This window comes from Micromonospora sp. bgisy143, from assembly GCF_057708145.1.
The window spans coordinates 485,408-507,841 of record NZ_JBYIRN010000002.1; the positions used below are offsets into that span (position 1 = coordinate 485,408).

General features: G+C 72.3%; 23 protein-coding genes. 7 read left to right on the forward strand and 16 right to left on the reverse strand.

Translation table 11 applies throughout. From position 1 onward, the window contains the following. Window positions 1-58: 58 nt before the first annotated feature. Window positions 59-571, forward strand: a complete 513-nt coding sequence (locus AC3EN4_RS05155) for an Lrp/AsnC family transcriptional regulator (protein ID WP_355053574.1) — start codon at window positions 59-61, stop codon at window positions 569-571. A gap of 155 nt (window positions 572-726) precedes the next feature. Here AC3EN4_RS05155 and AC3EN4_RS05160 read toward each other — a convergent pair whose 3' ends face one another. From AC3EN4_RS05160 to AC3EN4_RS05175, 4 genes are all read right to left on the reverse strand, one after another. Further along, on the reverse strand, window positions 727-915 hold the full coding sequence (locus AC3EN4_RS05160) for a DUF397 domain-containing protein (protein WP_435204756.1): 189 nt from the start codon (window positions 913-915) through the stop codon (window positions 727-729). 1 nt (window position 916) lies between these two features. After that, window positions 917-1,105: a DUF397 domain-containing protein gene (locus AC3EN4_RS05165; protein ID WP_435204757.1), complete on the reverse strand. Its 189-nt coding sequence runs from the start codon at window positions 1,103-1,105 to the stop codon at window positions 917-919. Next, on the reverse strand, window positions 1,096-1,866 hold the full coding sequence (locus AC3EN4_RS05170) for a DUF5753 domain-containing protein (protein ID WP_435204758.1): 771 nt from the start codon (window positions 1,864-1,866) through the stop codon (window positions 1,096-1,098). The genes AC3EN4_RS05165 and AC3EN4_RS05170 overlap by 10 nt, the downstream gene beginning before the upstream one ends. Window positions 1,867-2,239: 373 nt before the next feature. Beyond that, entirely contained in the window at window positions 2,240-2,560 is a 321-nt protein-coding gene (locus AC3EN4_RS05175; RefSeq protein ID WP_435204760.1) for a hypothetical protein, read from the reverse strand. A gap of 216 nt (window positions 2,561-2,776) precedes the next feature. Here AC3EN4_RS05175 and AC3EN4_RS05180 point away from each other — a divergent pair, with 216 nt between their 5' ends. Beyond that, window positions 2,777-4,123 (forward strand): aspartate aminotransferase family protein, encoded by a 1,347-nt coding sequence (locus AC3EN4_RS05180; protein WP_435204762.1) that lies wholly within the window; start codon window positions 2,777-2,779, stop codon window positions 4,121-4,123. A gap of 11 nt (window positions 4,124-4,134) precedes the next feature. Here AC3EN4_RS05180 and AC3EN4_RS05185 read toward each other — a convergent pair whose 3' ends face one another. Then, window positions 4,135-4,503, reverse strand: coding sequence for a DUF3499 domain-containing protein (locus tag AC3EN4_RS05185; protein WP_422738398.1), 369 nt, complete (start codon window positions 4,501-4,503; stop codon window positions 4,135-4,137). 152 nt (window positions 4,504-4,655) lie between these two features. Between AC3EN4_RS05185 and AC3EN4_RS05190 the strand changes: the two genes are divergently transcribed. Continuing rightward, a complete protein-coding gene (locus AC3EN4_RS05190; RefSeq protein WP_007455785.1) occupies window positions 4,656-5,105 on the forward strand; it encodes a metallopeptidase family protein in 450 nt (149 codons plus the stop codon). Between the two features lie 74 nt (window positions 5,106-5,179). Here the strand turns inward: AC3EN4_RS05190 and AC3EN4_RS05195 are convergent, their stop codons facing one another. From AC3EN4_RS05195 to AC3EN4_RS05220, 6 genes are all read right to left on the reverse strand, one after another. Further along, a complete protein-coding gene (locus tag AC3EN4_RS05195; RefSeq protein ID WP_007455784.1) occupies window positions 5,180-5,437 on the reverse strand; it encodes a WhiB family transcriptional regulator in 258 nt (85 codons plus the stop codon). A 458-nt stretch (window positions 5,438-5,895) separates the two neighbouring features. Beyond that, the gene (locus AC3EN4_RS05200) at window positions 5,896-6,225 is read right to left on the reverse strand and encodes a phospholipase (RefSeq protein ID WP_435204764.1); all 330 of its coding nucleotides are present in this window, start codon (window positions 6,223-6,225) and stop codon (window positions 5,896-5,898) included. Between the two features lie 20 nt (window positions 6,226-6,245). Next, on the reverse strand, window positions 6,246-7,640 hold the full coding sequence (locus AC3EN4_RS05205) for a DUF4331 domain-containing protein (protein ID WP_435204766.1): 1,395 nt from the start codon (window positions 7,638-7,640) through the stop codon (window positions 6,246-6,248). Window positions 7,641-7,713: 73 nt separating this feature from the next. After that, window positions 7,714-7,992 (reverse strand): hypothetical protein, encoded by a 279-nt coding sequence (locus AC3EN4_RS05210; RefSeq protein WP_422738395.1) that lies wholly within the window; start codon window positions 7,990-7,992, stop codon window positions 7,714-7,716. 158 nt (window positions 7,993-8,150) lie between these two features. Continuing rightward, window positions 8,151-10,694: a bifunctional FO biosynthesis protein CofGH gene (locus AC3EN4_RS05215; protein ID WP_435204768.1), complete on the reverse strand. Its 2,544-nt coding sequence runs from the start codon at window positions 10,692-10,694 to the stop codon at window positions 8,151-8,153. A 252-nt stretch (window positions 10,695-10,946) separates the two neighbouring features. Next, entirely contained in the window at window positions 10,947-11,972 is a 1,026-nt protein-coding gene (locus AC3EN4_RS05220) for a hypothetical protein (RefSeq protein WP_435204769.1), read from the reverse strand. A gap of 99 nt (window positions 11,973-12,071) precedes the next feature. On the opposite strand from AC3EN4_RS05220, the gene cofD reads away from it, so the two are divergent. Both cofD and AC3EN4_RS05230 read left to right on the forward strand, forming a co-directional pair. Next, window positions 12,072-13,058, forward strand: a complete 987-nt coding sequence (cofD, locus tag AC3EN4_RS05225; RefSeq protein WP_435204771.1) for a 2-phospho-L-lactate transferase — start codon at window positions 12,072-12,074, stop codon at window positions 13,056-13,058. Then, entirely contained in the window at window positions 13,055-14,143 is a 1,089-nt protein-coding gene (locus AC3EN4_RS05230; RefSeq protein WP_435204772.1) for a coenzyme F420-0:L-glutamate ligase, read from the forward strand. Before cofD ends, AC3EN4_RS05230 begins: the two co-directional genes overlap by 4 nt. 149 nt (window positions 14,144-14,292) lie before the next feature. Here the strand turns inward: AC3EN4_RS05230 and AC3EN4_RS05235 are convergent, their stop codons facing one another. Continuing rightward, window positions 14,293-15,285: a winged helix-turn-helix domain-containing protein gene (locus AC3EN4_RS05235; protein ID WP_435204773.1), complete on the reverse strand. Its 993-nt coding sequence runs from the start codon at window positions 15,283-15,285 to the stop codon at window positions 14,293-14,295. Window positions 15,286-15,607: 322 nt separating this feature from the next. Between AC3EN4_RS05235 and AC3EN4_RS05240 the strand changes: the two genes are divergently transcribed. Then, the gene (locus AC3EN4_RS05240) at window positions 15,608-16,198 is read left to right on the forward strand and encodes an NUDIX hydrolase (protein WP_435204775.1); all 591 of its coding nucleotides are present in this window, start codon (window positions 15,608-15,610) and stop codon (window positions 16,196-16,198) included. A 106-nt stretch (window positions 16,199-16,304) separates the two neighbouring features. Here the strand turns inward: AC3EN4_RS05240 and AC3EN4_RS05245 are convergent, their stop codons facing one another. Then, window positions 16,305-17,396, reverse strand: coding sequence for a mannose-1-phosphate guanylyltransferase (locus tag AC3EN4_RS05245; RefSeq protein ID WP_421474615.1), 1,092 nt, complete (start codon window positions 17,394-17,396; stop codon window positions 16,305-16,307). A gap of 64 nt (window positions 17,397-17,460) precedes the next feature. After that, complete coding sequence (locus tag AC3EN4_RS05250) at window positions 17,461-18,606, reverse strand: glycosyltransferase family 4 protein (RefSeq protein ID WP_422738388.1); 1,146 nt, start codon at window positions 18,604-18,606, stop codon at window positions 17,461-17,463. Window positions 18,607-18,758: 152 nt separating this feature from the next. On the opposite strand from AC3EN4_RS05250, the gene AC3EN4_RS05255 reads away from it, so the two are divergent. After that, complete coding sequence (locus AC3EN4_RS05255; protein ID WP_435204776.1) at window positions 18,759-19,448, forward strand: TIGR03089 family protein; 690 nt, start codon at window positions 18,759-18,761, stop codon at window positions 19,446-19,448. Window positions 19,449-19,761: 313 nt separating this feature from the next. Here the strand turns inward: AC3EN4_RS05255 and AC3EN4_RS05260 are convergent, their stop codons facing one another. Then, complete coding sequence (locus tag AC3EN4_RS05260; RefSeq protein ID WP_435204777.1) at window positions 19,762-21,768, reverse strand: acetoacetate--CoA ligase; 2,007 nt, start codon at window positions 21,766-21,768, stop codon at window positions 19,762-19,764. A 142-nt stretch (window positions 21,769-21,910) separates the two neighbouring features. Further along, window positions 21,911-22,429 carry an acyl-CoA thioesterase gene (locus AC3EN4_RS05265; protein WP_007455764.1) on the reverse strand — a complete coding sequence of 173 codons (519 nt, stop codon included), beginning with the start codon at window positions 22,427-22,429 and terminating at the stop codon, window positions 21,911-21,913. Between the last annotated feature and the right edge of the window lie 5 nt (window positions 22,430-22,434).

The following is a 22,434-nucleotide window of genomic DNA, read 5'->3' on the forward strand; positions in this document are numbered from 1 at the left end:
GCCAGACTGCGCGGGGACACACGCGCGACATCACGATTCGGGACATGGGGAGCGCACGATGACGAACCGACAGCACGAGAGTGGCGGCGGCGGTCGCCGCGTCGCCGTGCGTGAAGGTGCCAACCACGCTCTGCTGGACGACGTGGCCAAGCAGATCATCGAGCAGCTCCAGGAGGACGGCCGCCGGCCGTACGCCACCATCGGCAAGGCGGTCGGCCTGTCCGAGGCGGCGGTCCGCCAGCGGGTACAGCGACTGCTCGACTCCGGCGTCATGCAGATCGTCGCCGTGACCGATCCCCTCCAGCTCGGCTTCCCCCGCCAGGCCATGATCGGGCTGCGGACCGACGGCGACCTGGAGGCCGTCGCCGACCGACTGGCCGAACTGGACGAGGTCGACTACGTCGTCATCACCGCCGGGTCGTTCGACCTGCTCACCGAGGTGGTCTGTCGCAACGACGACCACCTGCTGGAGATCCTGCAACGGCTACGCGCGGTGCCGGGGGTGCTCTCCACCGAGGCGTTCGTCTACCTCAAGCTCCGCAAACAGACCTACACCTGGGGTACGGCCTGACGGCTCTCGCTGGTCGGCGCTGGTCGGCGCTGGTCGGCGCTGGTCGGCGCTGGTCGGCGCTGGTCGGCGCTGGTCGGCGCTTGATCGACTCGGTTTGCCGGAAGTCGGGGTGTCCGGGGCGCTCCGATGCCCCGGTTTCCGGGATCCCGAGTGGATCAGCGGGCCGTCGCGCGGACCGCGCCGACGAACGACGCCCAGGCGGCCGGCGCGAAGGTCAGGGTGCCGCCGTCACGGTCCTTGCTGTCGCGCACCAGCACCCGCCCCGACAGGTTGTCGGCGACCTCGACGCACGCGCCACCGTTGTTGCTGCTGCGGGTCGCGGTGCGCCAACGGGCGTCGGTCATGTCACGCCTGCCGCAACTGGTCGACGAAGGAACGCCAACTGGCCGGCGCGAAGGTCAGGGTGCCGCCCTCGCGGTCCTTGCTGTCGCGCACCAGCACCCGCCCCGGCAGGTTGTCGGCGACCTCGACGCAGTTTCCACCGTTGTTGCTGCTGCGGGTCGCGGTGCGCCAGCGCGCGTCGGTCATGTCCATGTCGTGGCCACTTCCCTGATCAGCTCGATCGACTGACGTTGGGGCAACGCCTCACCGGTGACGCTCTCCCACCTGCGTCCCAGGTTAGCCACGTCGAGAGGATCGGTCACGATCTGACCGCGGAGTTGGTTGTCGAGATACGCCAATTCCGTCCCGTCGGGCAGGCGACCCAGCACGAAGGGCCCGGCCAACCCGGTGTGCCACGGGCTCTCGGCGGGGATGACCCGGACCTGCACGTGCTCCCACTCCGCTGCCGAGGCGAGGTGCCGCAGTTGCCCGGCCATCACCGAGCCGTCGCCGACCGGCCGGCGGAGCACCACCTCGTCGAGCACCGCGACGAGCTGCGGTGGGGCGTCCCGGCGAAGGACCGCCTGCCGGTCGATGCGGCTCGCCACGATCTGGTCCACTTCGGAGGGCGGGACCAGCCCGCCGGTATTCAGGACCGCCCGGGCGTACCCCTCGGTCTGGAGCAGGCCCGGCACGAGCAGCGGCTCGTACGACCGCAGGCCAATCGCGTCCTGCTCCAGCTCGGCCCACGGTCGGAACCACGGCAGGTCCCGACGGCGGAACGGCTCCGGCCAGAGATCCGCCGCGTCCCGGCGCAGGATCTCGGCAACCGCGATCCGGGTACGCGGATGCGGGATACGCCCGGACGCCAGCCACCGCCCCGCCGTCTTGGGGTCGACGCGGACCTTCTCGGCCAGCGACTCGACCGTCTCCCCCGCCTCGGCCATCGCCACCCGCAACGCCTCGTTCGCCATGTGATCCTCCCGTCCATCGGCCACCCGCCGCAGCTCCGCGCGGTGCGGATCGCCGCACCGCCCAGCACACGCCGCACACCGCGCCGCTCGGTGCACGCCGCGCCGTGCCGCCCGGCAGACGCTGCAGCCCGCTGGGTGCACGCTGCGCCGCACGCTAGCCACGCTGAGTGTCGATGTCTCCAGCCTGCCGGCGTGTTGCGGTGGGACGTGTTGGCACGCACCCAGGACGCCCCGCTACCGCCCCCGAGGTGTCCCACCAGCGTCCCGACGACCAGCCAGGGCCGACCCGGCCGTTGATCCACTCGACTTCGCCGATGTCGCGGTATCAACCTCGCCCTGATACAGCGATATCGGCGAAGCGGAGTGGATCAACCTAGGAGACGCGGGGCGAGCGCCTCTGGGTGCGGGCCAGGCACAGGCGGGTGCCGTCGGGCGGGGGCCAGGCGAGCGCGGTCGGCGGGGGCCAGGCGAGGGCGAGCGCGGTCGGCGGGGGCCAGGCGAGGGCGAGCACGGTCAGCGGGGGCCAGGCGCTGGCGAGCACGGTCGGCGGGGGCCAGGCGAGGGCGAGCACGGTCAGCGGGGGCCAGGCGCTGGCGAGCACGGTCAGCGGGGGCCAGGCGCTGGCGAGCACGGTCGGCGGGAGCCGGACGCTGGCGAGCGCCTGCGTCCGGGAGGCAGGTCCGGCCCGCCCCACATCTGGGGCAGCTCGACAGCGTCCCACCCCATACCGTCCAACCCCGCACGTTGATGCGGAATCCGTTGCCTAGGCTGCAACTGCTCGCTGATTCCGTCGCACTCCGCCATATAGACCACTGATACCACTTGCCGACGGGCACTGGACTGTGCGATAACCGTGAGCAGAGCGGCCGGCTTCACCCCTTTGACCGGCCCGACGATCGATGGGGCTGACATGGCCGACGCCACCGACCACCTCTGGATGCACTTCACCCGGATGGCGAGCTACTCCGCCGGCGAGGTGCCGACCATCGTGCGCGGCGAGGGCGCGTACGTCTGGGACGCGCAGGGCCGCCGCTACCTCGACGGGCTCGCCGGGCTGTTCGTCGTCAACGCCGGTCACGGCCGCACCGAGCTGGCCGAGGCCGCCGCCAAGCAGGCCGGCGAGCTGGCGTACTTCCCGCTCTGGTCGTACGCCCACCCGAAGGCCGTCGAGCTGGCTGAGAAGATCGCCTCGCTCACGCCCGGCGACCTGAACCGGGTCTTCTTCACCACCGGCGGCTCCGAGGCCGTCGAGGCGGCGTGGAAGCTGGCCCGGGCCTACTTCAAGCGGACCGGCCAGCCCAACAAGTACAAGGTGGTCAGCCGCTACATCGCTTACCACGGCACCTCGATGGGCGCGCTGTCGATCACCGGCCTGCCCGGCATCAAGACCGACTTCGAGCCGCTGGTGCCCGGCGGAATCAAGGTGCCGAACACCAACTTCTACCGCGCACCCGAGCACGGCGACGACCCCGAGGCGTTCGGCCGCTGGGCCGCCGACGAGATCGGTCGGGCCATCGAGCGCGAGGGGCCGGACACCGTCGCCGCCGTCTTCCTGGAGCCGGTGCAGAACTCGGGCGGCTGCTTCCCACCACCTCCCGGCTACTTCGAGCGGGTGCGGGAGATCTGCGACGCGTACGACGTGCTGCTCGTCTCCGACGAGGTGATCTGCTCATGGGGTCGGCTCGGCGAGTACTTCGGGGCGGTCCGCTACGGCTTCCAGCCGGACATCATCACCACCGCCAAGGGCATCACCTCCGGCTACGCCCCGCTCGGCGCGATGATCGCCAGCGACCGGCTGATGGAGCCGTTCCTCACCGAGACCGGCATGTTCGCCCACGGGGTGACCTTCGGTGGGCACCCGGTGTCCTGCGCGGTGGCCCTGGCCAACCTCGAGGTGTTCGCCCGCGAAGACCTCGTCGGGCACGTACGCGCCAACGAGGACGCGTTCCGCGCCACCCTGGAGAAGCTGCACGACCTGCCCATCGTCGGCGACGTGCGGGGCGACGGCTACTTCTACGGCATCGAGCTGGTCAAGGACAAGACCACCCGGCAGACCTTCGACGAGGCCGAGTCGGAGCGGCTGCTGCGCGGCTTCCTGTCCACCGCGCTGTTCCAGGCGGGCCTGTACTGCCGGGCCGACGACCGGGGTGACCCGGTCATCCAGCTCGCCCCGCCGCTGATCGCCGAGCAGCGACACTTCGACGAGATCGAGCAGATCCTCCGTACCGTCCTGACCGAGGCCTGGTCGCGGCTCTGACCGTTCTCGGGTCAGTGGTTGGGGGGAATCACCCGGAGGTGGCCCCGCCGGCCGGTCTGGTGGGGGTTTTCCTGGTGGGGCTGGTCGGGCTCCGGGGGGCGGGGCGCCGGACGGGCGGCCTCGCGGACCGCTTCGGCCAGCGCGACCAGGTCGTCAGTGGTGGGCGGGGGCGGCTCGAACTCGCCCTCGTGCCGGACCACGTCCCAGCCGCGCGGGGCGGTGAGGCTGCGGGCGTGCTGCTCACACAGGTCGTACGTGTGCGGCTCGGCGAACGCCGCCAACGGGCCGACCACGGCCGTCGACTCGTTGTAGACATAGGTCAATGTGGCGACCGCTTGCCGGGGGCAGCCGTTACGGGAGCAGCGCCGTGGTGACCTCACGGCGGCAGGGTATCTCCATTACCGGGTCCGGCGCACCGCTTCGCGTTGCGACACGCCCGTCGTGGTGATCACAATTCGCGGTCCGGGTCGCGCCGCGCCACGCTGGCGGCGGTGCCGCGGGCCGGCCTGGCCCGGGGGCTACCCTTTGCCTCATGACGAGTCCGGAACACCGCCGCCCCGGCCCCGGCCGGCGTGCGCACCGCGACCGGCACGGGCGTGGCCTGCGCGGGCGCCTGGTGCCGGCGACCGTGCCGCTGGCGCGGACCAAGGCGGAGGTCTTCGACGACCTGGTACTGGACACCGTCGAGACGTTGGAGCGACGGTTCGCCAAGGAGCTGGCCGGCGTCGAGTTCGCGGTCGAGGACGTTCCACCGGACCTGAACGTCTACGACTCCGACGTGCTGGAGGACGGCGAGGTGCCGCTGGCCCGCCTGCTGCCGGGTCGCCCCGGCCGCCAGGAGGTGCCGCCCCGGATCGTGCTGTACCGCCGACCCCTGGAGTTCCGCGCGATGGACCGCGAAGATCTCGCCGACCTCGTCCATGACGTGATCATCGAGCAGGTGGCGAACCTGCTCGGGGTCGACCCCGACGAGCTGGCCTGAGCCGGGCGCCCCCACCGCCCTGACTCCGCGCCACCCCCGACTCCGCACCGCCCAGGCGGTGCGCTGCACACCGCTCAGGCGGCGCGCCGCTTCAACTTGCGCCGTTCCCGCTCCGAGAGCCCACCCCAGATACCGAACCGCTCGTCGTGGCCGAGAGCGTATTCGAGGCATTCGGTCTTGACCTCGCAGCGCGAGCAGATTCGCTTCGCCTCGCGGGTCGAGCCGCCCTTCTCGGGAAAGAACGCCTCGGGGTCGGTCTGCGAGCACAAGGCCCGCTCCTGCCACTCCGGCGCGTTTCCGAGCAGGTCGGCCACCTCAAGCTGGCCGTCCATCAGATGCCTCCTTGTCGCGCACCGGCGTCATCGCCGCTGCAACCCCCCACGCGAAAGGCGTGCTTGTCCGTCCGGTCCCGTTTTGTTGCGTTCCGTGCGAACAACCCCATTCAAATTACACGCGTGTAATGCGTGCGCCGTCAAGCCAAACTTGATAATGGAGTCGCCCTCCCGACAACCCTGGCCGGCCACCAGGACCGTCCAGCCTCGCAACCTGCCCTATCGATTCAGACCCCGGCCGAGTAACGCCCTCTCCGGCGAGTTGCCCGACTTTTCTGCCGTGGCGCTCCCTCCGACGGCCCGCCGGACGGGGAGCACCGGTACCCCCTTCGCAAAGCTGATCTTGGTGGGGGACAGGTTAACGCGGGTCGGCGCAGACCGCCCGTCGAGCCGTGGACAGCGCTCGCACCCCGCCCACAATGTGGACGGGGTGCGAGCGGAAAGAGGGCGCGGAGGGGTCAGCCGGCAGCCCCGAAACCGCTGCTCGGCCAGGCGAACTCGGCGATCCCTCCACCGTGGACAGAAACTGTGCCGGCGGACGTGTTCGCGTCCCACCAGACGGTATAAATCCCGGCGGGAAGATCGGGGTAGACCGCACTGTGGAACGAGCCGTCCCGGACCCGGCGCTCCCGGACCGCCGAGTGGACCCGCCGCTCGCCGTCGCGGCTGATCTCGATCTCCCGGCCGTGCAGATCCCGACCGGTGTAGATGATCAGGGCACCGGTGTCGCCGCCCAGATCGAGGACGACACTCCCCGTCTCCGACGGCCCGTACGTGTGTTCGTGCACCACTGCTCCCCCGCCCGAGATCAGGACGACGCCGGCGGGTTGTTGAACCCGTCGTACGGCGTACCCAGGTAGGGGAAGTTCGCCAGGAACGGCGCCGTCACGTCAGCGGCGCTGAGCCCCGGGGTGACCGCGCCGGCCGCCGCGTCCGGACGGAACGTCTTGTCGACCAGCGGCACGGTCACCCCTGCGATCGCCCGCAGCGCGATGCTGACCACGTCGTCGCCGACGCGCCGCCCGTTCGGGAAGCCGGCCAGGTCGCCGCCGAGCACCCCGAACCGGTCCGGCCGCCGGTTCGGCGCGATGGCCGTGTTCAACCGCAGCATGTCGGCCTGCACGTCGCCGGTGGCGTTCGTGAAGCCGTCGATCAGGCCGGCCGGTACACCGGTGAGCAGGATGGCCACCAGGTCGGCGCGCGCCTTCTTGGACTTGTTGAGCTTGTCCAGGTTGGGGAAGACGTCCGGGTAGAGCGCCGGCAGCAGCGCGGCCAGCTCCGGCTGCTCGACGAACCGCGCGAACCGCTTGTCCTCCGACGGTGGCAGCGAGTTCCACAGGTCCTTCTTGGACATCGGCACGATGACCTCGTTGAACAGCGGGTTCCCCAGCCGGGAGACCTGGGTGAACGGGCCGGTGGAGGTGTCCGCCCCACCCCGGTCGCCGAGCACCCGGACCTGCCGGCGCGACGCCGACGTCCACACCCCCAGCACCGATGCGGCGTCCGCCGGACCGTACCGGTTGGCCCGGCGGCGCACCTGCTTCAGCGGCACCTGCACGGCGATGCTGTGGACGTTCATGCGGTCGGTGGCGTTGACCGGCTCACCCTCGGCCTTGAAGATCTTCTTGCCGGCCACGTGCAACTGCTGGAACGGCCGCAGCGTGCCGAGGTCGAAGATCGCTCCCAGGTCGACGAAGAAACCGTCGGCGCGCTGGCCCGCGAAGACCCGCTCCCCCGTCGACAGGGTGTACGTGGCCTGCCGTACGAGATCGGCGTACTTCGGCGTGGACAGCGGCCCGACGTTGCACGGCGGGCAGGGCAGCTTGTGCGCGAGCCGGTGCTCCCGACCATCGGTGATCCGGGTCAGGCTGTAGAACTGCCGGCGGTTCCAGTTCTTGCTGTCGAGCGACTCGATGGGCCCGGTGTTGTAGAGGAAGCTGTTCGGGTTGGTGATCTCGGTGGTGAACTCGAAACGGTAGGTCACGTCCGGATGACCGTCACCGTTGTTGTCGATGTGGATCTCGTAGCGCACGTCGTCGCCGAACTCGAAGAAGTTCGGCCCTCCGGACGGCAACTGCAACGGCACGTAGTTGGCGATCAGCGTGACCGTGTCGGGCTTGTCGGGGCTGACGAACGCGTAAAGGTCGGAGCTGTCGGCGACCGGATCCTTGGCTATCTCCGGGGCCTCGCGGTGGGAAGACATGACGGACCAACCTCACTGGGCAGGGACTGATGGCGGGCGGAGGGCGCTGCTCAGCGCCGGGCGTGGGCGCTGGTCAGCGCTTGGCGGCGCGGCGCAACCGGTCCGCGAGGCCGCGGTCGCGTACCTCGATTCGGGACTCACCGACGAAGACGTCCATCGTTCCGGACGCGGCGTCACGCAGGTGCACGATGATCGGCTCGTCGGCCCGACCCGCCGCGCCCGGCGCGTTCTGGGCGGCCGACAGACCCGGCACGGTGAGCGCGGCGGCACCGAGGGTGGCGCTGGCCGCGGCGGTCAACGTCTGCCGGCGGGTCAGTCGCGGCCAGTGCCGCTTCCGCTGATCAGTGGTCATGGGGAACCTTTCCGGCGGCGGCGCGCACGCGCCCGCGGTGACGGGTCCGGTGCCGCCGACCGACGCCGCCGGGCCCCTGGGGGAACACCGGCGGCGGCCCTCGCCGCGACCGCCGCCGGCACCGCTTGGTACGGCCGGCGGCGGGAAAAGGTTCGACCTCAGCGGCGAACGTGACCGTATGCGGTCGTCCGCTTGCGCGCCGGCCGCCCGGCCGCCGTCGCGATGGCCCGCAACTGCTCCTCGGTACGCGCCGACCCGTTTCCGGAACCGGCCATCCGGGAGATGGTCTCCTCCATCAGCGTGCCGCCCAGGTCGTTGCAGCCGCCCTGGAGCATCGCCACCGTGCCCTCGTCGCCGAGCTTCACCCAGGAGCACTGGATGTTGTCGATCCGGCCGTGCAGCAGCAGCCGGGACATGGCGTGCACCACCCGGTTCTCCCGCCAGGTCGGCCCGGGGCGGGCGATGCCGGCCAGGTAGATCGGGGCGTTGGTGTGCACGAACGGCAGCGCCACGAACTCGGTGAACCCACCCGTACGGTCCTGCACACCGGCCAGCACCCGGAAGTGCGCCAACCACTGGCCGGGGTGGTCGACATGCCCGTACATCATCGTGGAGCTGGACCGGATGCCCAGCTCGTGGGCCGTGCTGACCACCTCGACCCAGGCGGCGGCCGGCAGTTTGCCCTTGGTGAGCACCCAGCGCACGTCGTCGTCGAGGATCTCGGCGGCGGTGCCCGGGATGGTGTCCAGGCCGGCCTCGCGGAGCTGGGTGAGCCACTCGCGGACCGGCACGCCGGCCTTCGCGGCGGCGGTGACGATCTCCATCGGGGAGAACGCGTGCACGTGCATCTCGGGTACCCGGGCCTTGATGGCGCGGACGATGTCCGCGTACCCGGTGACCGGCATCTTGGGGTCGATCCCGCCCTGGAGGCACACCTCGCTGGCACCGGCCGCCCATGCCTCCTCAGCCCGGTCGGCGACCTGGTCGACGGAGAGCCGGTAGGCGTCGGCGTCCCGCTCACGCTGGGCGAACGCGCAGAACCGGCAGCCCACGTAGCAGACGTTGCTGAAGTTGATGTTGCGGTTGACCACGTAGGTCACGTCGTCGCCGACCGCGTCCCGGCGGACGTCGTCGGCCAGCCTGCACAGCTCGTCCAGCGCCGGCCCGTCCGCCGCGAACAGCGCCAGCGCCGCGTCGGTGTGGGCCGGGTCGAGCAGCGCCGCCGGGTCGTCGGCCGCGAGCCGCAGCCCTGCCGTCAGGTCACGGTCCGCGCCACTGCCGGCCGTCACCGGGGGTACGCCCGATCGGCGCGCCGCCGCCTCGGGGGTGACCTTGTCGGCGACCTCGGCCCAGTCGCCGTAGACGCTGTCGAAGTCGCCGCGCCGGTCGTCGGTCCGGCCGGTGGTGTCGATGGTGGCGTGCAGGTCGGTTCGGCCGCCGAACACCTCCTCCGGCTCCTGCCAGGGCCGGCCCTGCGGGATCGCCGACTCCACGGCCATGCCGGTCGCCGGATCGGACAGCGCGCTCACGTGCGGCAGCAGCCTCGGGTCGAGCCACGGGTCGCCCGCCCGCACGTACTCGGGGTAGATCGTCAACCGTTCCCGCAGCGTGAACCCGGCCAGCTCGGTGTGCCGGGCCAGCTCCTCGATCTGCGGCCACGGGCGCTCCGGGTTGACGTGGTCCGGGGTGAGCGGCGAGACGCCACCCCAGTCGTCGATGCCGGCCCGCAGCAGCAGGTCGTACTCGCCCGCGATGAGGTTCGGCGGGGCCTGGATCCGGGCCTTCGGGCCGAGCAGCAACCGGGCCACGGCCACCGTGGCGGCCAGGTCGTGCAGCTCCGCGTCGGGCATGCCGCGCATCGCCGTGTCCGGCTTGGCGCGGAAGTTCTGCACGATCACCTCTTGGAGGTGGCCGTACTCGCGGTGCGCGCGGCGGATCGCGAACAGCGCGTCCACCCGCTCGGCGGGGGTCTCCCCGATGCCGATGAGGATGCCCGTGGTGAACGGCACCCCGACCCGACCGGCGTCGTCGAGCACCCGCAGCCGGACCGCCGGTTCCTTGTCCGGTGACCCGTAGTGCGGGCCGCCCGGCTCGGACCAGAGCCGGGTGGCGGTGGTCTCCAGCATCATGCCCATGCTCGGCGCGACCGGCTTCAGCCGTTGCAGCTCCGACCAGGACAGCACCCCCGGGTTGAGGTGCGGCAGCAGCCCCGTCTCCTCCAACACGGCCACCGCGCAGGCGCGCAGGTAGTCCAGGGTGGAGTCGTAGCCGCGCTCGTCCAGCCAGGTGCGGGCCGCGGGCCACCGCTCCTCCGGCCGGTCACCGAGGGTGAACAGGGCCTCCTTGCAGCCCTGCGCCGCACCCTCCCGGGCGATCGCGAGGACCTCGTCGCGGTCCAGGAACGGCGCCGGCAGGCGGTGCGGCACGGTGGCGAAGGTGCAGTAGTGGCACCGGTCCCGGCAGAGCCGGGTCAGCGGGATGAAAACCTTCTTCGAGTACGTGACGACACCCGGCCGCCCAGCCTCCCGCAGCCCCGCGTCACGGACGTGACCGGCCACCCGCAGCAGCTCGTCCAGAGCCTCCCCCCGAGCGGCGAGCAGCGCGGACGCCTCGTCAAGGTCCAGCGCCCGGCCGGCAGCGGCCCGACCCAGCGCCCGCCGCACGCTCGCCTCGCCGAACCCGGGCTGCATCCGATCAACCATCCGCCCACCCTATGCGCAGCGCCTCCCCGCCCGCCCAAGCCCGCCCCAGCCCGCCCCAGCCCGCGGCGATCTTGCAGTTTCGGTGGCGACACGAGGGGCATCAAGCCCATAACGACCACAGAAAGTGCAAGATCGGCGAGCGCTCGCCGATCTTGCACTTTCTGTGGTGACATACGGGGTAATTCACGCGAACCGACAACCGAAAGTGCAAGATCGGCGCGCGTTTGGCGGCGGCGGGGGGGAGGGGGTGGGTCAGCGCGGCGGGTTGTCGGGGTTGATGTGCTGGGTGCGGTCGTTGTCCTCGTTGCCCGGACGCGGGATCGCCTGGGTCGGGTCGGCCGACGGCGGCTCGGCGGACTGGCGCGGGATCGTCTGGGTGGGGTCGGCCGACGGCGGCTGCCCGAACGGCGGCGCGGGCGGCGCGGACTGCGGGCCCGGGTTGGCCGGCGGCGCGGATTGCGGGAACGGCGGAGCAGACTGCGGGCCCGCCGGGAACGGTGGCGCGGACTGCGGGAACGGCGCTGCGGACTGCGGGGACGGTGGCGCGGACTGCTGGTGCGGCGGCGCCGACTGCGGGGCCTGGAACGGCGGGGAAGGCTGGCCGTACTGGCCGGCGAACTGCGCCGGCGGGTAACCACCCGGCTGACCCGCCTGCGGGTAACCGCCCGGCTGGCCGGGGGCGGGCCAACCGCCCTGCGGCTGACCACCGGGCTGACCCGGGGCCGGCCAACCACCGGGCTGCTGCGGCCAGCCCTGCGGCGGCTGCCCGTACACGCCCGGCTGCGGCTTCGGCTTGGGCACGTAGTAGAACGCCCGCCAGATCGTGAAGACCACCCAGGCGGCCACCGCGAAGATCACCAACCAGGCGAACCGGGTGAGGATGCCGAGCAGCGCGTCGAAGATCTCCGCGTCGGCGAGCCGGCCCACCGTCCAGATCAGCATGGTGAGCGTGCCGAACAGGGCGCTGAACGCGTACTCGCCGAGCGCCACCTGTGTGATCAGCTTCGCCTTGGGCAGCACCGGCGCGACGTGGGTGGCCAACAGCACGGCCAGCAGCGGCAGGACCACCGCCTCCACCCCGATGAACGAGAAGAAGGAGCTGCCCGCCCGACCGGTGAAGTCGGTGTAGTCGGCGGGACTGATCAGCCGGAGCAGCCCCACGAAGAGGAGAACGGCGTTGGCGCCGAGCAGGGCGAGCGCACCCAGTTCGCGCAGTGGCTTGGTCAGCTGGCGGGCCTGCGTCGCGTCGGCGGACGCGGGCTCGGCGGGGCTGGTCACGAGCTCCCCCTCGGGGCATCGGACGGACAGGGCGCACGTGAGCCTAGTCTCCCCGGGCACCGGCGGACCGGAGGCGTCACGTACGCGAGGATGGTCGACATGCGCATCGTGGTTCTGGCCGGCGGCATCGGGGGTGCCCGGTTCCTGCTCGGCGTCCGGGCGTACGCCCGCGAGGTCGGCGCCGAGGTGACCGCCGTGGTCAACGTCGGCGACGACCTGTGGCTGCACGGGTTGAAGATCTGCCCCGACCTGGACAGCGTCATGTACACCCTCGGTGGCGGCGCCGACCCGGAGCGGGGCTGGGGCCGGGTCGGGGAGAGCTGGACGGTCAAGGAGGAACTGGCCGGGTACGGCGTCGAGCCCACCTGGTTCGGCCTCGGCGACAAGGACATCGCCACCCACCTGGTCCGCAGCACCATGCTCAACGGCGGTTACCCGCTCAGCGCGGTCACCGAGGCGCTGGCGAGCCGCTGGCAGCCCGGCGTACGCCTGCTGCCGGCGACCGACGACCGGTTGGAGACCCACGCCATCGTGAGCGGCAGGGGTGAGCCCGCGAACGGCGCCGGCGCTGCCGGGGACGACCCGGGCCAGCGGGCGATCCACTTCCAGGAGTGGTGGGTGCGGTACCGGGCGAACATCGAGACCCACCGTTTCGTGTTCGTGGGCGCGGAGACGGCGAAGCCGGCCCCCGGGGTGCTGGATGCCATCGGGGCGGCCGACCTGGTGCTGGTCGCCCCGAGCAATCCGGTGGTGAGCATCGCGCCGGTGCTCGCCGTACCCGGGATGCGGGAGGCCGTGGTGGACGGCCCGGCACCGGTGGTGGGTGTCTCGCCGATCATCGGCGGCGCCCCGGTGCGCGGCATGGCCGACCGGTGTCTCGAGGTGCTCGGCGTCGAGTGCAGCGCGGCCGGGGTGGGCCGGCTGTACGGCGGACGGGCGGCCGGTGGCCTGCTGGACGGCTGGCTGGTCGCCGAGGAGGACGCCGACACGCTGGTGCCGGAGGTGACGGTCCGCGCGGTGCCGCTGCGGATGACCGACGAGGCGGCGACGGCGGCTATGGTCCGCGCCGCGGTGGAGTTGACGTGAGGCTGGAGATCCTGCCGGTGCTGGGCATCGGCCATGTGAGTGAGGGCGACGACCTGGCGGCGTTGATCGCCACCGCCGCGCCGTGGCTGCGCGACGGCGACGTGCTGGTGGTGACCAGCAAGATCGTCTCCAAGGCGGAGGGACGCCTGGTCGACGTCCCGGCGGACGGGCCGGAGCGGCTCGCCGCACGCGAGGAGGTGCTGGCCGGCGAGACCGCCCGCGTCGTGGCCAGCCGAGGTGCGACCCGGATCGTGCAGACCCACCACGGGTTCGTGATGGCGTCCGCCGGGATCGACGCGTCGAACGTGGACAAGACCCGACTGGTGCTGTTGCCGGTGGACCCGGACGCGTCGGCCCGGGAGCTGCGCGCCGCGCTGCGGGAACGGTACGACCTCGACGTCGCGGTGATCGTCAGCGACACCATGGGCCGGCCCTGGCGCAACGGGCTGACCGACGTCGCGCTCGGGGTCGCCGGCATGCCCGCCATCCGCGACCACCGGGGCGAGGTCGACCCGTACGGCAACGAGCTGCAGCTCACCCAGATGGCGGTGGTGGACGAGCTGGCCGGCGCCGGTGAGTTGATCAAGGGTAAGTGTGACCAGGTCCCGGTGGCCGTGGTGCGGGGGTACCTCACCGCCACCGGCGCGGACGACTCCGGCGGCGCGCGGGCGCTGGTCCGGGACGCCGCGCAGGATCTCTTCTCGCTGGGCACCGCTGAGGCCCGCGCCGCCGGACTGGCCGACGCCGCGACCCTCGCGGAGGCCGTCGGCCCCGAGCCGGTCGACCCCGCCGCGGTGCGGCGGGCGCTCGACGCGGTGGCCGAGGTGGTCACCCCCGGCACGGTCTTCACGCTCGTCGACGAGGCGGAGGTACGCGCCGGCCTGGTCGCCGAGGTGCCCGGCTGGCCCGCCGACGCCACCGCGCTGCTGCTCGGCACCGCCCCGGCGCCGGTCGACCCGATGGACCTGGTCCGCTTCGGCGCCGACCTGCACCGGCTGCGCATCGCCCTGACCGCCGAAGGCGTCCCGTCGACGCTGCTGCCCCCACCCGCCGGCAGCCCAGCCAGCGCCGCCCTGGCCCTGTAGGTCTCACCCCCGCCGACCGCGCCCCGGGCCGGCTCTGGCGTCGATCATGAAGTTATTGCCCGTCGCCTCGGCGTGTCGGGGCGATAACTTCATGATCGACGAGCCGGACCGGGTCGGGTGGGGCCGGGCCGGGCCGGCCGGGTGGGGGGTTACGCCTCTAGGACTGCTCGGCCTAACGGGGTCAGCGTGTGGAGCACGGTGTTGCGGTCGCGGTGGCTGACGAGCAGGCCGGCGTTGCGCAGGACGGTGGCGTGCTGGCTCGCCGCCGCCGGGGAGATGTCGAGCCGACGGGCCATCTCGCCCGTCGTACAGCCGTCGTCGCTGGCCTGCAGCACCGCGGCCCTGGTCCGGCCGAGCAGCGCGGCCAGCGACTCGCGGCCGGCACCGGTCCCGCCTGTTGCGTCGCTGTCGGCCAGGCCGCCCAGCCGGTCCACGGGATAGACCAGGACGGGTGGCAGCGCCGGGTCGAGCAGGGCGACCGGGGTGGGTGCGCAGAAGAACGACGGCACCAGCAGCAGCCCTCGCCCGTCCAGGTGCAACTCGCGGCTGTGCGGGTAGTCGCGCACCTCGAGCACCCCGTTCGCCCAGCGCATACTCGGACGCAGGCTGGTCAGAAGGCCCTCGACGCCGCCGTCGAGGAGGGCGCGCGCCCGACGGTTACGGTCCGCCGCCACGGCGGCCTGGATCCGGCCCCAGTACGGGCTGATCGCCAGCGCCCGGTACTGCTCCATCGAATCCGCGAGGTGATGCAACGTCGCCACGTCGCCACGGGCCAGCGCGGCAGCCGAGGTGGGCAGTGGGTTCTCGGCGGCCACCAGGGTCAGGTCCCGTTGGAGCACCTCGATCGGCGTACTGCGGACCGCGTCCAGGCCCGCCTCGAAACCCTCCACGCTGGCGTACGGGGTGAGGAAGTCGGGGAAGTAGCCGCGCGGCGGGTTCAGGGCGAAGAGCAGTCGGAGCTGGTCGGAGGCGACGTCCCGGCGCAGCCCTCGGGTCACCGTGCGCCGCCAGGCCGACGTCAACGGGTCGCGGTTGCGGCCCTGCAACGCGTGCAGGCTGAGGACCAGCTCCCAGACCGGGTCAGCCGCCGGTGCCACCCGGGTCCGAAGGATGTCCTCGCCGGAAAAGTGGATCTTCAGCATGGAGCGCTCCCGTGCCGCCGGCAGAGGGATGCCGGGCGGCCGTTTCGACTCTACCCGGCCGGCAGTTATCTCCATCTTTAAGCCTGGACTGAAAAACCTCGACGCCTCCGGTGAGCGTTGGGCATGCTTCCAATGCCCGCGCACGGCACCGACGCGTCCTGGACGCGCTCGACGCCGGGGCACCGGGACTGGGGAGGACCGGTGATCGGGCGGCACCACGAGGGTCTGCGGCCCTTGCTCCGCAGAGGTGTCGTCCGGTCACCCGCCGCCGCGGTACGCGTCGCCGGCCAGGCCAAGAGCCGCCCGCTCGTAGAGTGACGGGATGCCCGACATCGCGATGACCGAACCCGCCGCCGACCCCACCGATTTCGCGGCGCTGCACGCCGATGCCGTCGCGCTGCTGGAAGGCTGGCAGCCGACCAGCCCGGCGGCGGCCGAGGCCCGGGACCGTACCCTCGCGCTGCTCGCCGCAGGACCGATCGCGATGAGCCGGCAGCACCGTCCTGGTCACGTCACCGCGAGCGCGCTGGTGCTGGACCCGACCGGAGCACGGGTGCTGCTCTGTCTGCACGCCAAGTTCAGCCGGTGGGTGCAGCTCGGCGGGCACTGCGAGCCGGTCGACCGGACGCTTGTCGGGGCCGCGCTGCGCGAGACCACCGAGGAGTCCGGCATCAGCGGGCTGCGCATCGACCCGGTGCCGATCGACATCGACGTGCACGAGGTGCAGTGCCAGGGCGGCTCACGCCACTACGACGTCCGGTTCGCCGTGGTCGCCCCGGCCGACGCGGTCGAGCAGGTCAGCGACGAGGCCGAGGCGCTGGGCTGGTTCCCGCCCGACCGGCTGCCCGAGCCGCTGGCCGGCGGGACCGCACAACTCGTCGAGCCGGCCCTCGCGGCCCTGCGCAGGTGGTGACACGGCGCTGGCGACGGACGTTCCCGCCGCCAGCGCCAGCCGACCCCCGCCATCGCCGCGGTGACGCCGCCTTCGGGGGCGCCTCGGCCGCGGGTGGCACCGGATGTCAGACGTAGCCCTCTTCGCCGCGCTCCTTGAGCTCGTCGACCAGCAGCTTCACGTCCTGGGCCCGCTCGCGCGGGCAGACCAGCACCGCGTCCGGGGTGTCCACCACGATCAGGTCACGCACACCGATGACCGCCACCAGTCGACCCGACTGCGGCACCACGACCAGGTCGGCGGTGTCCCGCAGCAGCACGCCCGGCTTGGCGTCGGTGCCGAGCACCACGTTGCCCGCGTCGTCGGCGGGGAGCACGTCGCCGAGGGTGTGGAAGTCGCCGACGTCGTTCCAGCCGAAGTCACCCGGCACCGTGGCGACCCGACCCGCGGTGGCCGCGCCCTCCATCACCGCGTAGTCGACGGAGATCTTCGGCAGCGTCGGCCACACCGTGCCGAGGACGTCGTCCTGCTCCGGCGTGCCCCAGGCGGCGGCGATCGCGGTGACCCCGGCGTGCAGCGCCGGCTGCTGACGGGCCAGCTCGGCGAGGAACACGTCCACCCGCCAGACGAACATGCTGGCGTTCCAGAGGTGCCGACCCGAGCGGACGTACGCCTCGGCGACCTCGGCGGCCGGCTTCTCCTTGAACTCGGCCACCTGACGCCACGGGGTGCCGTCGGTGGCGTCGCCGGTCTCCAGGTAGCCGTAGCCGGTCTCCGGCCGGGTCGGGGTGATACCGACCGTCATCAGCATGCCCTGCTCGGCACCCCGGACCGCCTCCTGGACCGTGCGCACCCAGCTGTCCGGGTCACGGATCAGGTGGTCGGCCGCGAAGCTACCCATCACCGCCTCCGGGTCGCGCACCGCGATCACCGCCGCGGCCAGCGCGATCGCCGCGCAGGAGTCCCGGGGGGACGGCTCGACCAGGATGTTCTCCTCCGGCAGCCCGGTGAGCTGCCGGGCGACCGCCGCGACGTGCGCGGCACCGGTGACCACAAGGGTCCGATCCGGTGTGGTCAGCGGCGCGAGCCGCTCCACGGTCGCCTGCAACAGCGAGGAGCTGGTGCCGGTCAGCGGGTGGAGGAACTTGGGGTGGCCGGCGCGGGACAACGGCCACAACCTTGTGCCGCTGCCACCTGCCGGAATGACCGCATAAAGCATCCGCACATCATGCCCGACGCATCCCCCCGCAGTGGCACGGGTCACCACGAGGGGCCCCGAACGGTCACGAACGGGCGCGACTCCAGGCGGCGATGTGCACCTCGGCGCTGGACTCCCAGGTGAACTCCTTGGCCCGGTCGAAGCCGGCCTTCGCCAACGACAACCGGCGCTGCTCGTCGTCGAGCAGGGCGGCCAGGTCGGTGGCGATCTGGTCCGGGTCCTCCGAGGTGTACGCGACCGCGTCGCCACCCACCTCGGGCAGCGACAGGCGGGGCGTGGTCAGCACCGGAGCGGCGCACGCCATCGCCTCCAGGATCGGCAGGCCGAACCCCTCACCGTACGACGGGTAGGCCGCGACCAGCGCACCGCCGAGGAAGCCGGGCAGGTCCCCGTACCGCAGGTAGCCGGGGCGCAGCAGGCGCAGGTGCGACGGCACCTCGGCCACCGCGCGGTCGATGTCGTCGTCGTGCCCCTGGCCGCCGGCGATCACCAGCGCCGGCGGCTCGGCCCGGTCGGCCACCGCACGAGCCCAACCCCGAATCAGATTGGGTACGTTCTTGCGCGGCTCCTTGGCGCCGAGGAAGGCGACGTAGCTGCTGTTGCCCAACCCCAGCCGGGCGCGGACCCGGGCCTTCTCCTCCTCGCTCGGCGCGTGGAAGGCGGCGTGGTCGACGCCGTGGTAGGCCACGTCGATACGGGTCGGGTCGGCGTCGAGCAGTCGGATCAGCTCGTCCCGGGTGGCCTTGCTGGGCACGATCACCCGGTCGGCGCGACGCAGCGATGTCTTGATCGCGCTGCGGAAGAACGTCCGGCGCGACTTGTCGTAGTGCTCCGGCTCGGTGAAGAACGTCGCGTCGTGCACGGTGACCGTCACCGGGCACCCGGCGCGCAGCGGGCAGGTGTAGAAGGGCGAGTGCAGCACGTGCGCGCCGACCTGCTGGGCGAGCAGCGGCAGGCCGGTCTGCTCCCAGGCGAGGCGGGCCGGGCGGTGCGCCACGGCGGCCGGCGCGGGAATGATCTCCGCGCCCGGCAGCATCCGGGTGTACCGCTCCTGGTCGGTGCGGAGGCTCACCACGGCCAACTCCACCCCCGACCCGCACACCTTGCCGAGGGCACCGAGCAGACCGTCGACGTATCGACCGACACCACCACGGTCGGCGGGGACACTCGTGGCGTCGATGAGCACGCGGGGCGGGCGACCGGCGGTCACGGGGCGACTCCTTGAAGGTGGGTCTGTGGGGAACAACACTCCGGGGGTAAAGCCTACGCCGGAGTACGGGGCCGACGCTGACTGCGACCCGACCGTACGCCGACTTGTCATCGTCATCGAGTACGGGTGACGAAGGCGTATCGTTCGCGCCGATGGCCGACAACATTGCCCGGGTCTTCGCCGACGCGATCGCGACCGACCCGACCCGACCGCTGCTGACCTGGTACGACGACGCCACCGGCGACCGCACCGAACTTTCCGGCGTCACCCTGGCGAACTGGGTGTCGAAGACCGCCAATCTCCTCGTCGACGAGGTCGGCCTCGCGCCGGGCACACCGGCCGGCGTCCTGCTCCCTGCGCACTGGCAGACCGCGGCGGTGCTGCTGGGCTGCTGGTCGGCCAAGCTGAGCGTGCTCGACACGCCGGGGCCCGTGGACGTCCTCTTCGCCGCCGCCGACCGGTTCGACGAGGCGCAGTCCTGGTCCGCGGACGAGCGGTACGCCCTGGGTCTCGCCCCGCTCGCCGCCCCGCTGCGGCAGGTGCCGCCCGGCTTCGCGGACTACGTGGTCGAGGTACGCGGGCACGGCGACCACTTCACCCCGCAGCCCGGCCCGGGTCTCACCGACGCGCACCTGCTGGCCCGCGCCGAGGACCGCGCGGCCGAGTTGGGCATCGAGCCCGGCGCGCGGGTCCTGGTCGACACCGCCCGCTACCCCGACCCGGTCGACTGGCTCCTCGCCCCGCTCACCCGCGCCGCCACGGTGGTCCTCTGCGCCAACCTGGACCCCACCCGCCTGGCCACCCGCCTGACCGCCGAAAAAGTCACCCACCCCCTCCCCTAAAAACCCCGCCCCGCCCCGCCCCGGCCCGCCCCGGCCCGCCCCGGCCCGCCCCGGCGATCTTGCACTTTCGGATGCCGATACGCGTGGGGTACCCCTTATGTCGCGACAGAAAGTGCAAGATCGCGGGACCTCAGGGTCAGACCCGGGTCGATCATGGGGTTGTGGTGGGCGAATACTTCCGTGATGCACCTTTCGCGGGGCACCACAACTTCATGATCGACGCCTGCGGAGACGCAGCGCGGGATCGACGTCGGCGTGCGGCGCGGAGGGGGGCAGGGGCCACGGCGTGCGGAAGCCTCGCGGGTGGGGTGGGTCAGGGGTGGGTGCGGGACTGGGCGAAGGTGGCGAAGGCGGTCAGGGACTCGGGGTTGGCCAGGGCACCCTTGGCGGCGGCCCGGTCGACCGGGATGCCGGTGAGGATCTTCTTGACCGGTACCTCGAGCTTCTTCGCCGAGAGCGTCCGGGGCACGGCGCGCACCTGGTGGATCTCGTCGGGGACGTGCCGGGGGGAAAGAGCGGTACGCAGCTCACGGCTGATCTTCGCCCGCAGGGCGTCGTCCAGGGACAGGCCGTCCGCCAGCACCACGAAGAGCAGCAGCTCGCCGGCGCCGCCCTCGTCGTCCTCCAGGTGCACGACGACCGAGTCGACGACCTCGTCCAGCCCTTCGACGACCGAGTAGAACTCGGCGGTGCCGAGCCGTACCCCGCCGCGGTTGAGGGTGGCGTCGGACCGTCCGGTGATCACGCAGCCGCCGCGGGCGTTGATGGTGATCCAGTCACCGTGCCGCCACACGCCCGGGTAGACCGAGAAGTACGCCTCGGCGTACCGCACGCCGTCCGGGTCGTTCCAGAAGCCCACCGGCATGCTCGGCATCGGCTCGGTGATCACCAACTCGCCCAGCTCGCCGATCACCGGGGTGCCGTCGGCCGAGCGGGCCTCCACCTTCGCGCCCAGCGCGCGGCAGGCGATCTCACCGGCGTAGACGGGCAGCAGCGGCACCCCGCCGACGAAGCCGGTGCACACGTCGGTGCCGCCGGAGAGCGACTGGAGCTGCACCTGGTCGCCGACCGTCTCGTACACCCAGTGAAAGCCCTCGGCGGGCAGCGGCGCACCGGTGGAACCGACGCCGCGCAGCGCGGACAGGTCGGCGACGTCGCGGGGCACCAGACCGGCCTTGCGGCAGGCCAGCAGGAACGGCGCGGAGGTGCCGAAGTAGGTGGTGCCGGTCTCCGCCGCGAGCCGCCACATCTCGCCGAGATCGGGGTGGCCCGGGTTGCCGTCGAAGAGCACGATGGCCGCGCCCACCGCCGGCCCGGAGACCAGGAAGTTCCACATCATCCAGCCGGTGGTGGTGAACCAGAAGAACCGGTCGGACGGGCCGAGGTCGTGGTGCAGGGCCAGCATCTTCAGGTGTTCCAGCAGGATGCCACCGTGGCCGTGGACGATCGGCTTGGGCAGGCCGGTAGTGCCCGAGGAGTAGAGCACGTACAGCGGGTGGTCGAACGGCACCGGCGTGAACGTCAACGGCTCGTCGGTCGGCGCGGCCAGGTCGGCCCAGTCGAGGAGGCCGTCCGACGCGCCGTCCGCCGACGCGGCGGCCGGGCCGTCACCGGTCGCGCTCCCCGAGCCGAGGTACGCGATGCCGACGGTGTGCCGCAGCGACGGCAGGGCGGCACGGATGGCGGCTACCTCGGCCCGCCGGTCGACGGGCTTGTCGCCGTACCGGTAGCCGTCCACGGCGACCAGCACGGTCGGCTCGATCTGCTGCCAGCGGTCGGTGACGCTGCGGGTGCCGAACTCGGGCGCGCAGGACGAGAAGATCGCGCCCAGGCTGGCGGTGGCGAGCAGCAGGACGTACGTCTCGGAGATGTTCGGCGCGTACGCCGCCACCCGGTCCCCGGCGGTGACGCCGAGCCGGCGCAGACCGGCCGACACCCGGCGGACCTGCTCGCGCAGCTCGGCGGCGGTGAGGGTGACCGGCGGCCGGGTCTGGCCGTGCGCGATGACGACGGGGTCGTCGTCGGCACGGCCCGGCATCCGCAGCACGTTCTCGGCGTAGTTGAGGGTCGCGCCGGGGAACCAGCGGGCCCCGGGCATCGCCCGCTCGGCCAGCGTGGCGGTCGGCGGGGTGTGCGCGACGACCTCGAAGTGGTCCCAGATCGAGCGCCAGAAGGCGTCCAGGTCGGTGACCGACCACTGCCACAGCGCGTCGTAGTCGGCGAAGTCCAGCCCGCGGTGCTCCCGCAGCCAGCGCAGGTAGTCGCCGATCCGGGACCGCTCGAGCACGTCCGCCGGCGGCGTCCACAGCACGTCACCCACTGCTCCACCCTCCCTGAGGCCCGCACGTCACTGTGCATGGGCCGTGGCGCCATCTTGCCCTACCTCGAAGCGCCATTCTGCGCACCGGGTGGGCCGATCGACGCGTGCCCGGCCCACACTCCACCCCGGCGACCCATGTGGGTCAGCCCGCCCGGTGCGCCTGGATGGCCCGGCGCCGCGCCAGCCGGTGCTCGCGGCGGATCTCCGCCTCCCGGTACCGGCGTTCGTCCTCCGGCGTCTCCGGCAGCACCGGGCGGACCGTGCGCGGCGCGCCGCCGACGTCCACCCCGACGAAGACCAGGTACGCCGTGGCGACCCGCACCGGCGCGTCCTCGGCCGAGTCCCACCGCTCGGCGACCACCCGCACCCCCACCTCCATCGAGGTCTGCCCGGTCCAGTTCACCTGGGCGTGCGCGTGCACCAGGTCACCGACCCGGACCGCCTCGGAGAAGACGATCTCGTCGATCGCCGCGGTGACCGCCGTCCCGCCGCTGTGCCGGGCGGCGGCGGCGCCCGCCACGTCGTCGACGAACTTCATCAGGACCCCGCCGTGGACGGTTCCGTAGAGGTTGACGTCCACCGCAGTCATGATCTTGCTGAGGGTGACGCGGGAGTACGACGTCGGCTTGCCGGTCGGAGCGGCGGAGAGGTGCTCGGTCATGCCGG

Bases quoted from the DNA above. Each gene is read 5' to 3' on its own strand.
- AC3EN4_RS05155 (WP_355053574.1), top strand. From the start codon at position 59: ATGACGAACCGACAGCACGAGAGTGGCGGCGGCGGTCGCCGCGTCGCC.
- AC3EN4_RS05170 (WP_435204758.1), bottom strand. From the start codon at position 1,866: ATGGCGAACGAGGCGTTGCGGGTGGCGATGGCCGAGGCGGGGGAGACG.
- AC3EN4_RS05265 (WP_007455764.1), bottom strand. From the start codon at position 22,429: ATGACCGAGCACCTCTCCGCCGCTCCGACCGGCAAGCCGACGTCGTAC.
- AC3EN4_RS05255 (WP_435204776.1), top strand. From the start codon at position 18,759: ATGGCCGACAACATTGCCCGGGTCTTCGCCGACGCGATCGCGACCGAC.
- AC3EN4_RS05235 (WP_435204773.1), bottom strand. From the start codon at position 15,285: ATGCTGAAGATCCACTTTTCCGGCGAGGACATCCTTCGGACCCGGGTG.
- AC3EN4_RS05205 (WP_435204766.1), bottom strand. From the start codon at position 7,640: ATGTCTTCCCACCGCGAGGCCCCGGAGATAGCCAAGGATCCGGTCGCC.
- AC3EN4_RS05195 (WP_007455784.1), bottom strand. From the start codon at position 5,437: ATGGACGGCCAGCTTGAGGTGGCCGACCTGCTCGGAAACGCGCCGGAG.
- cofD (WP_435204771.1), top strand. From the start codon at position 12,072: ATGCGCATCGTGGTTCTGGCCGGCGGCATCGGGGGTGCCCGGTTCCTG.
- AC3EN4_RS05240 (WP_435204775.1), top strand. From the start codon at position 15,608: ATGCCCGACATCGCGATGACCGAACCCGCCGCCGACCCCACCGATTTC.
- AC3EN4_RS05190 (WP_007455785.1), top strand. From the start codon at position 4,656: ATGACGAGTCCGGAACACCGCCGCCCCGGCCCCGGCCGGCGTGCGCAC.
- AC3EN4_RS05160 (WP_435204756.1), bottom strand. From the start codon at position 915: ATGACCGACGCCCGTTGGCGCACCGCGACCCGCAGCAGCAACAACGGT.
- AC3EN4_RS05165 (WP_435204757.1), bottom strand. From the start codon at position 1,105: ATGGACATGACCGACGCGCGCTGGCGCACCGCGACCCGCAGCAGCAAC.
- AC3EN4_RS05245 (WP_421474615.1), bottom strand. From the start codon at position 17,396: ATGCTTTATGCGGTCATTCCGGCAGGTGGCAGCGGCACAAGGTTGTGG.
- AC3EN4_RS05215 (WP_435204768.1), bottom strand. From the start codon at position 10,694: ATGGTTGATCGGATGCAGCCCGGGTTCGGCGAGGCGAGCGTGCGGCGG.
- AC3EN4_RS05180 (WP_435204762.1), top strand. From the start codon at position 2,777: ATGGCCGACGCCACCGACCACCTCTGGATGCACTTCACCCGGATGGCG.
- AC3EN4_RS05210 (WP_422738395.1), bottom strand. From the start codon at position 7,992: ATGACCACTGATCAGCGGAAGCGGCACTGGCCGCGACTGACCCGCCGG.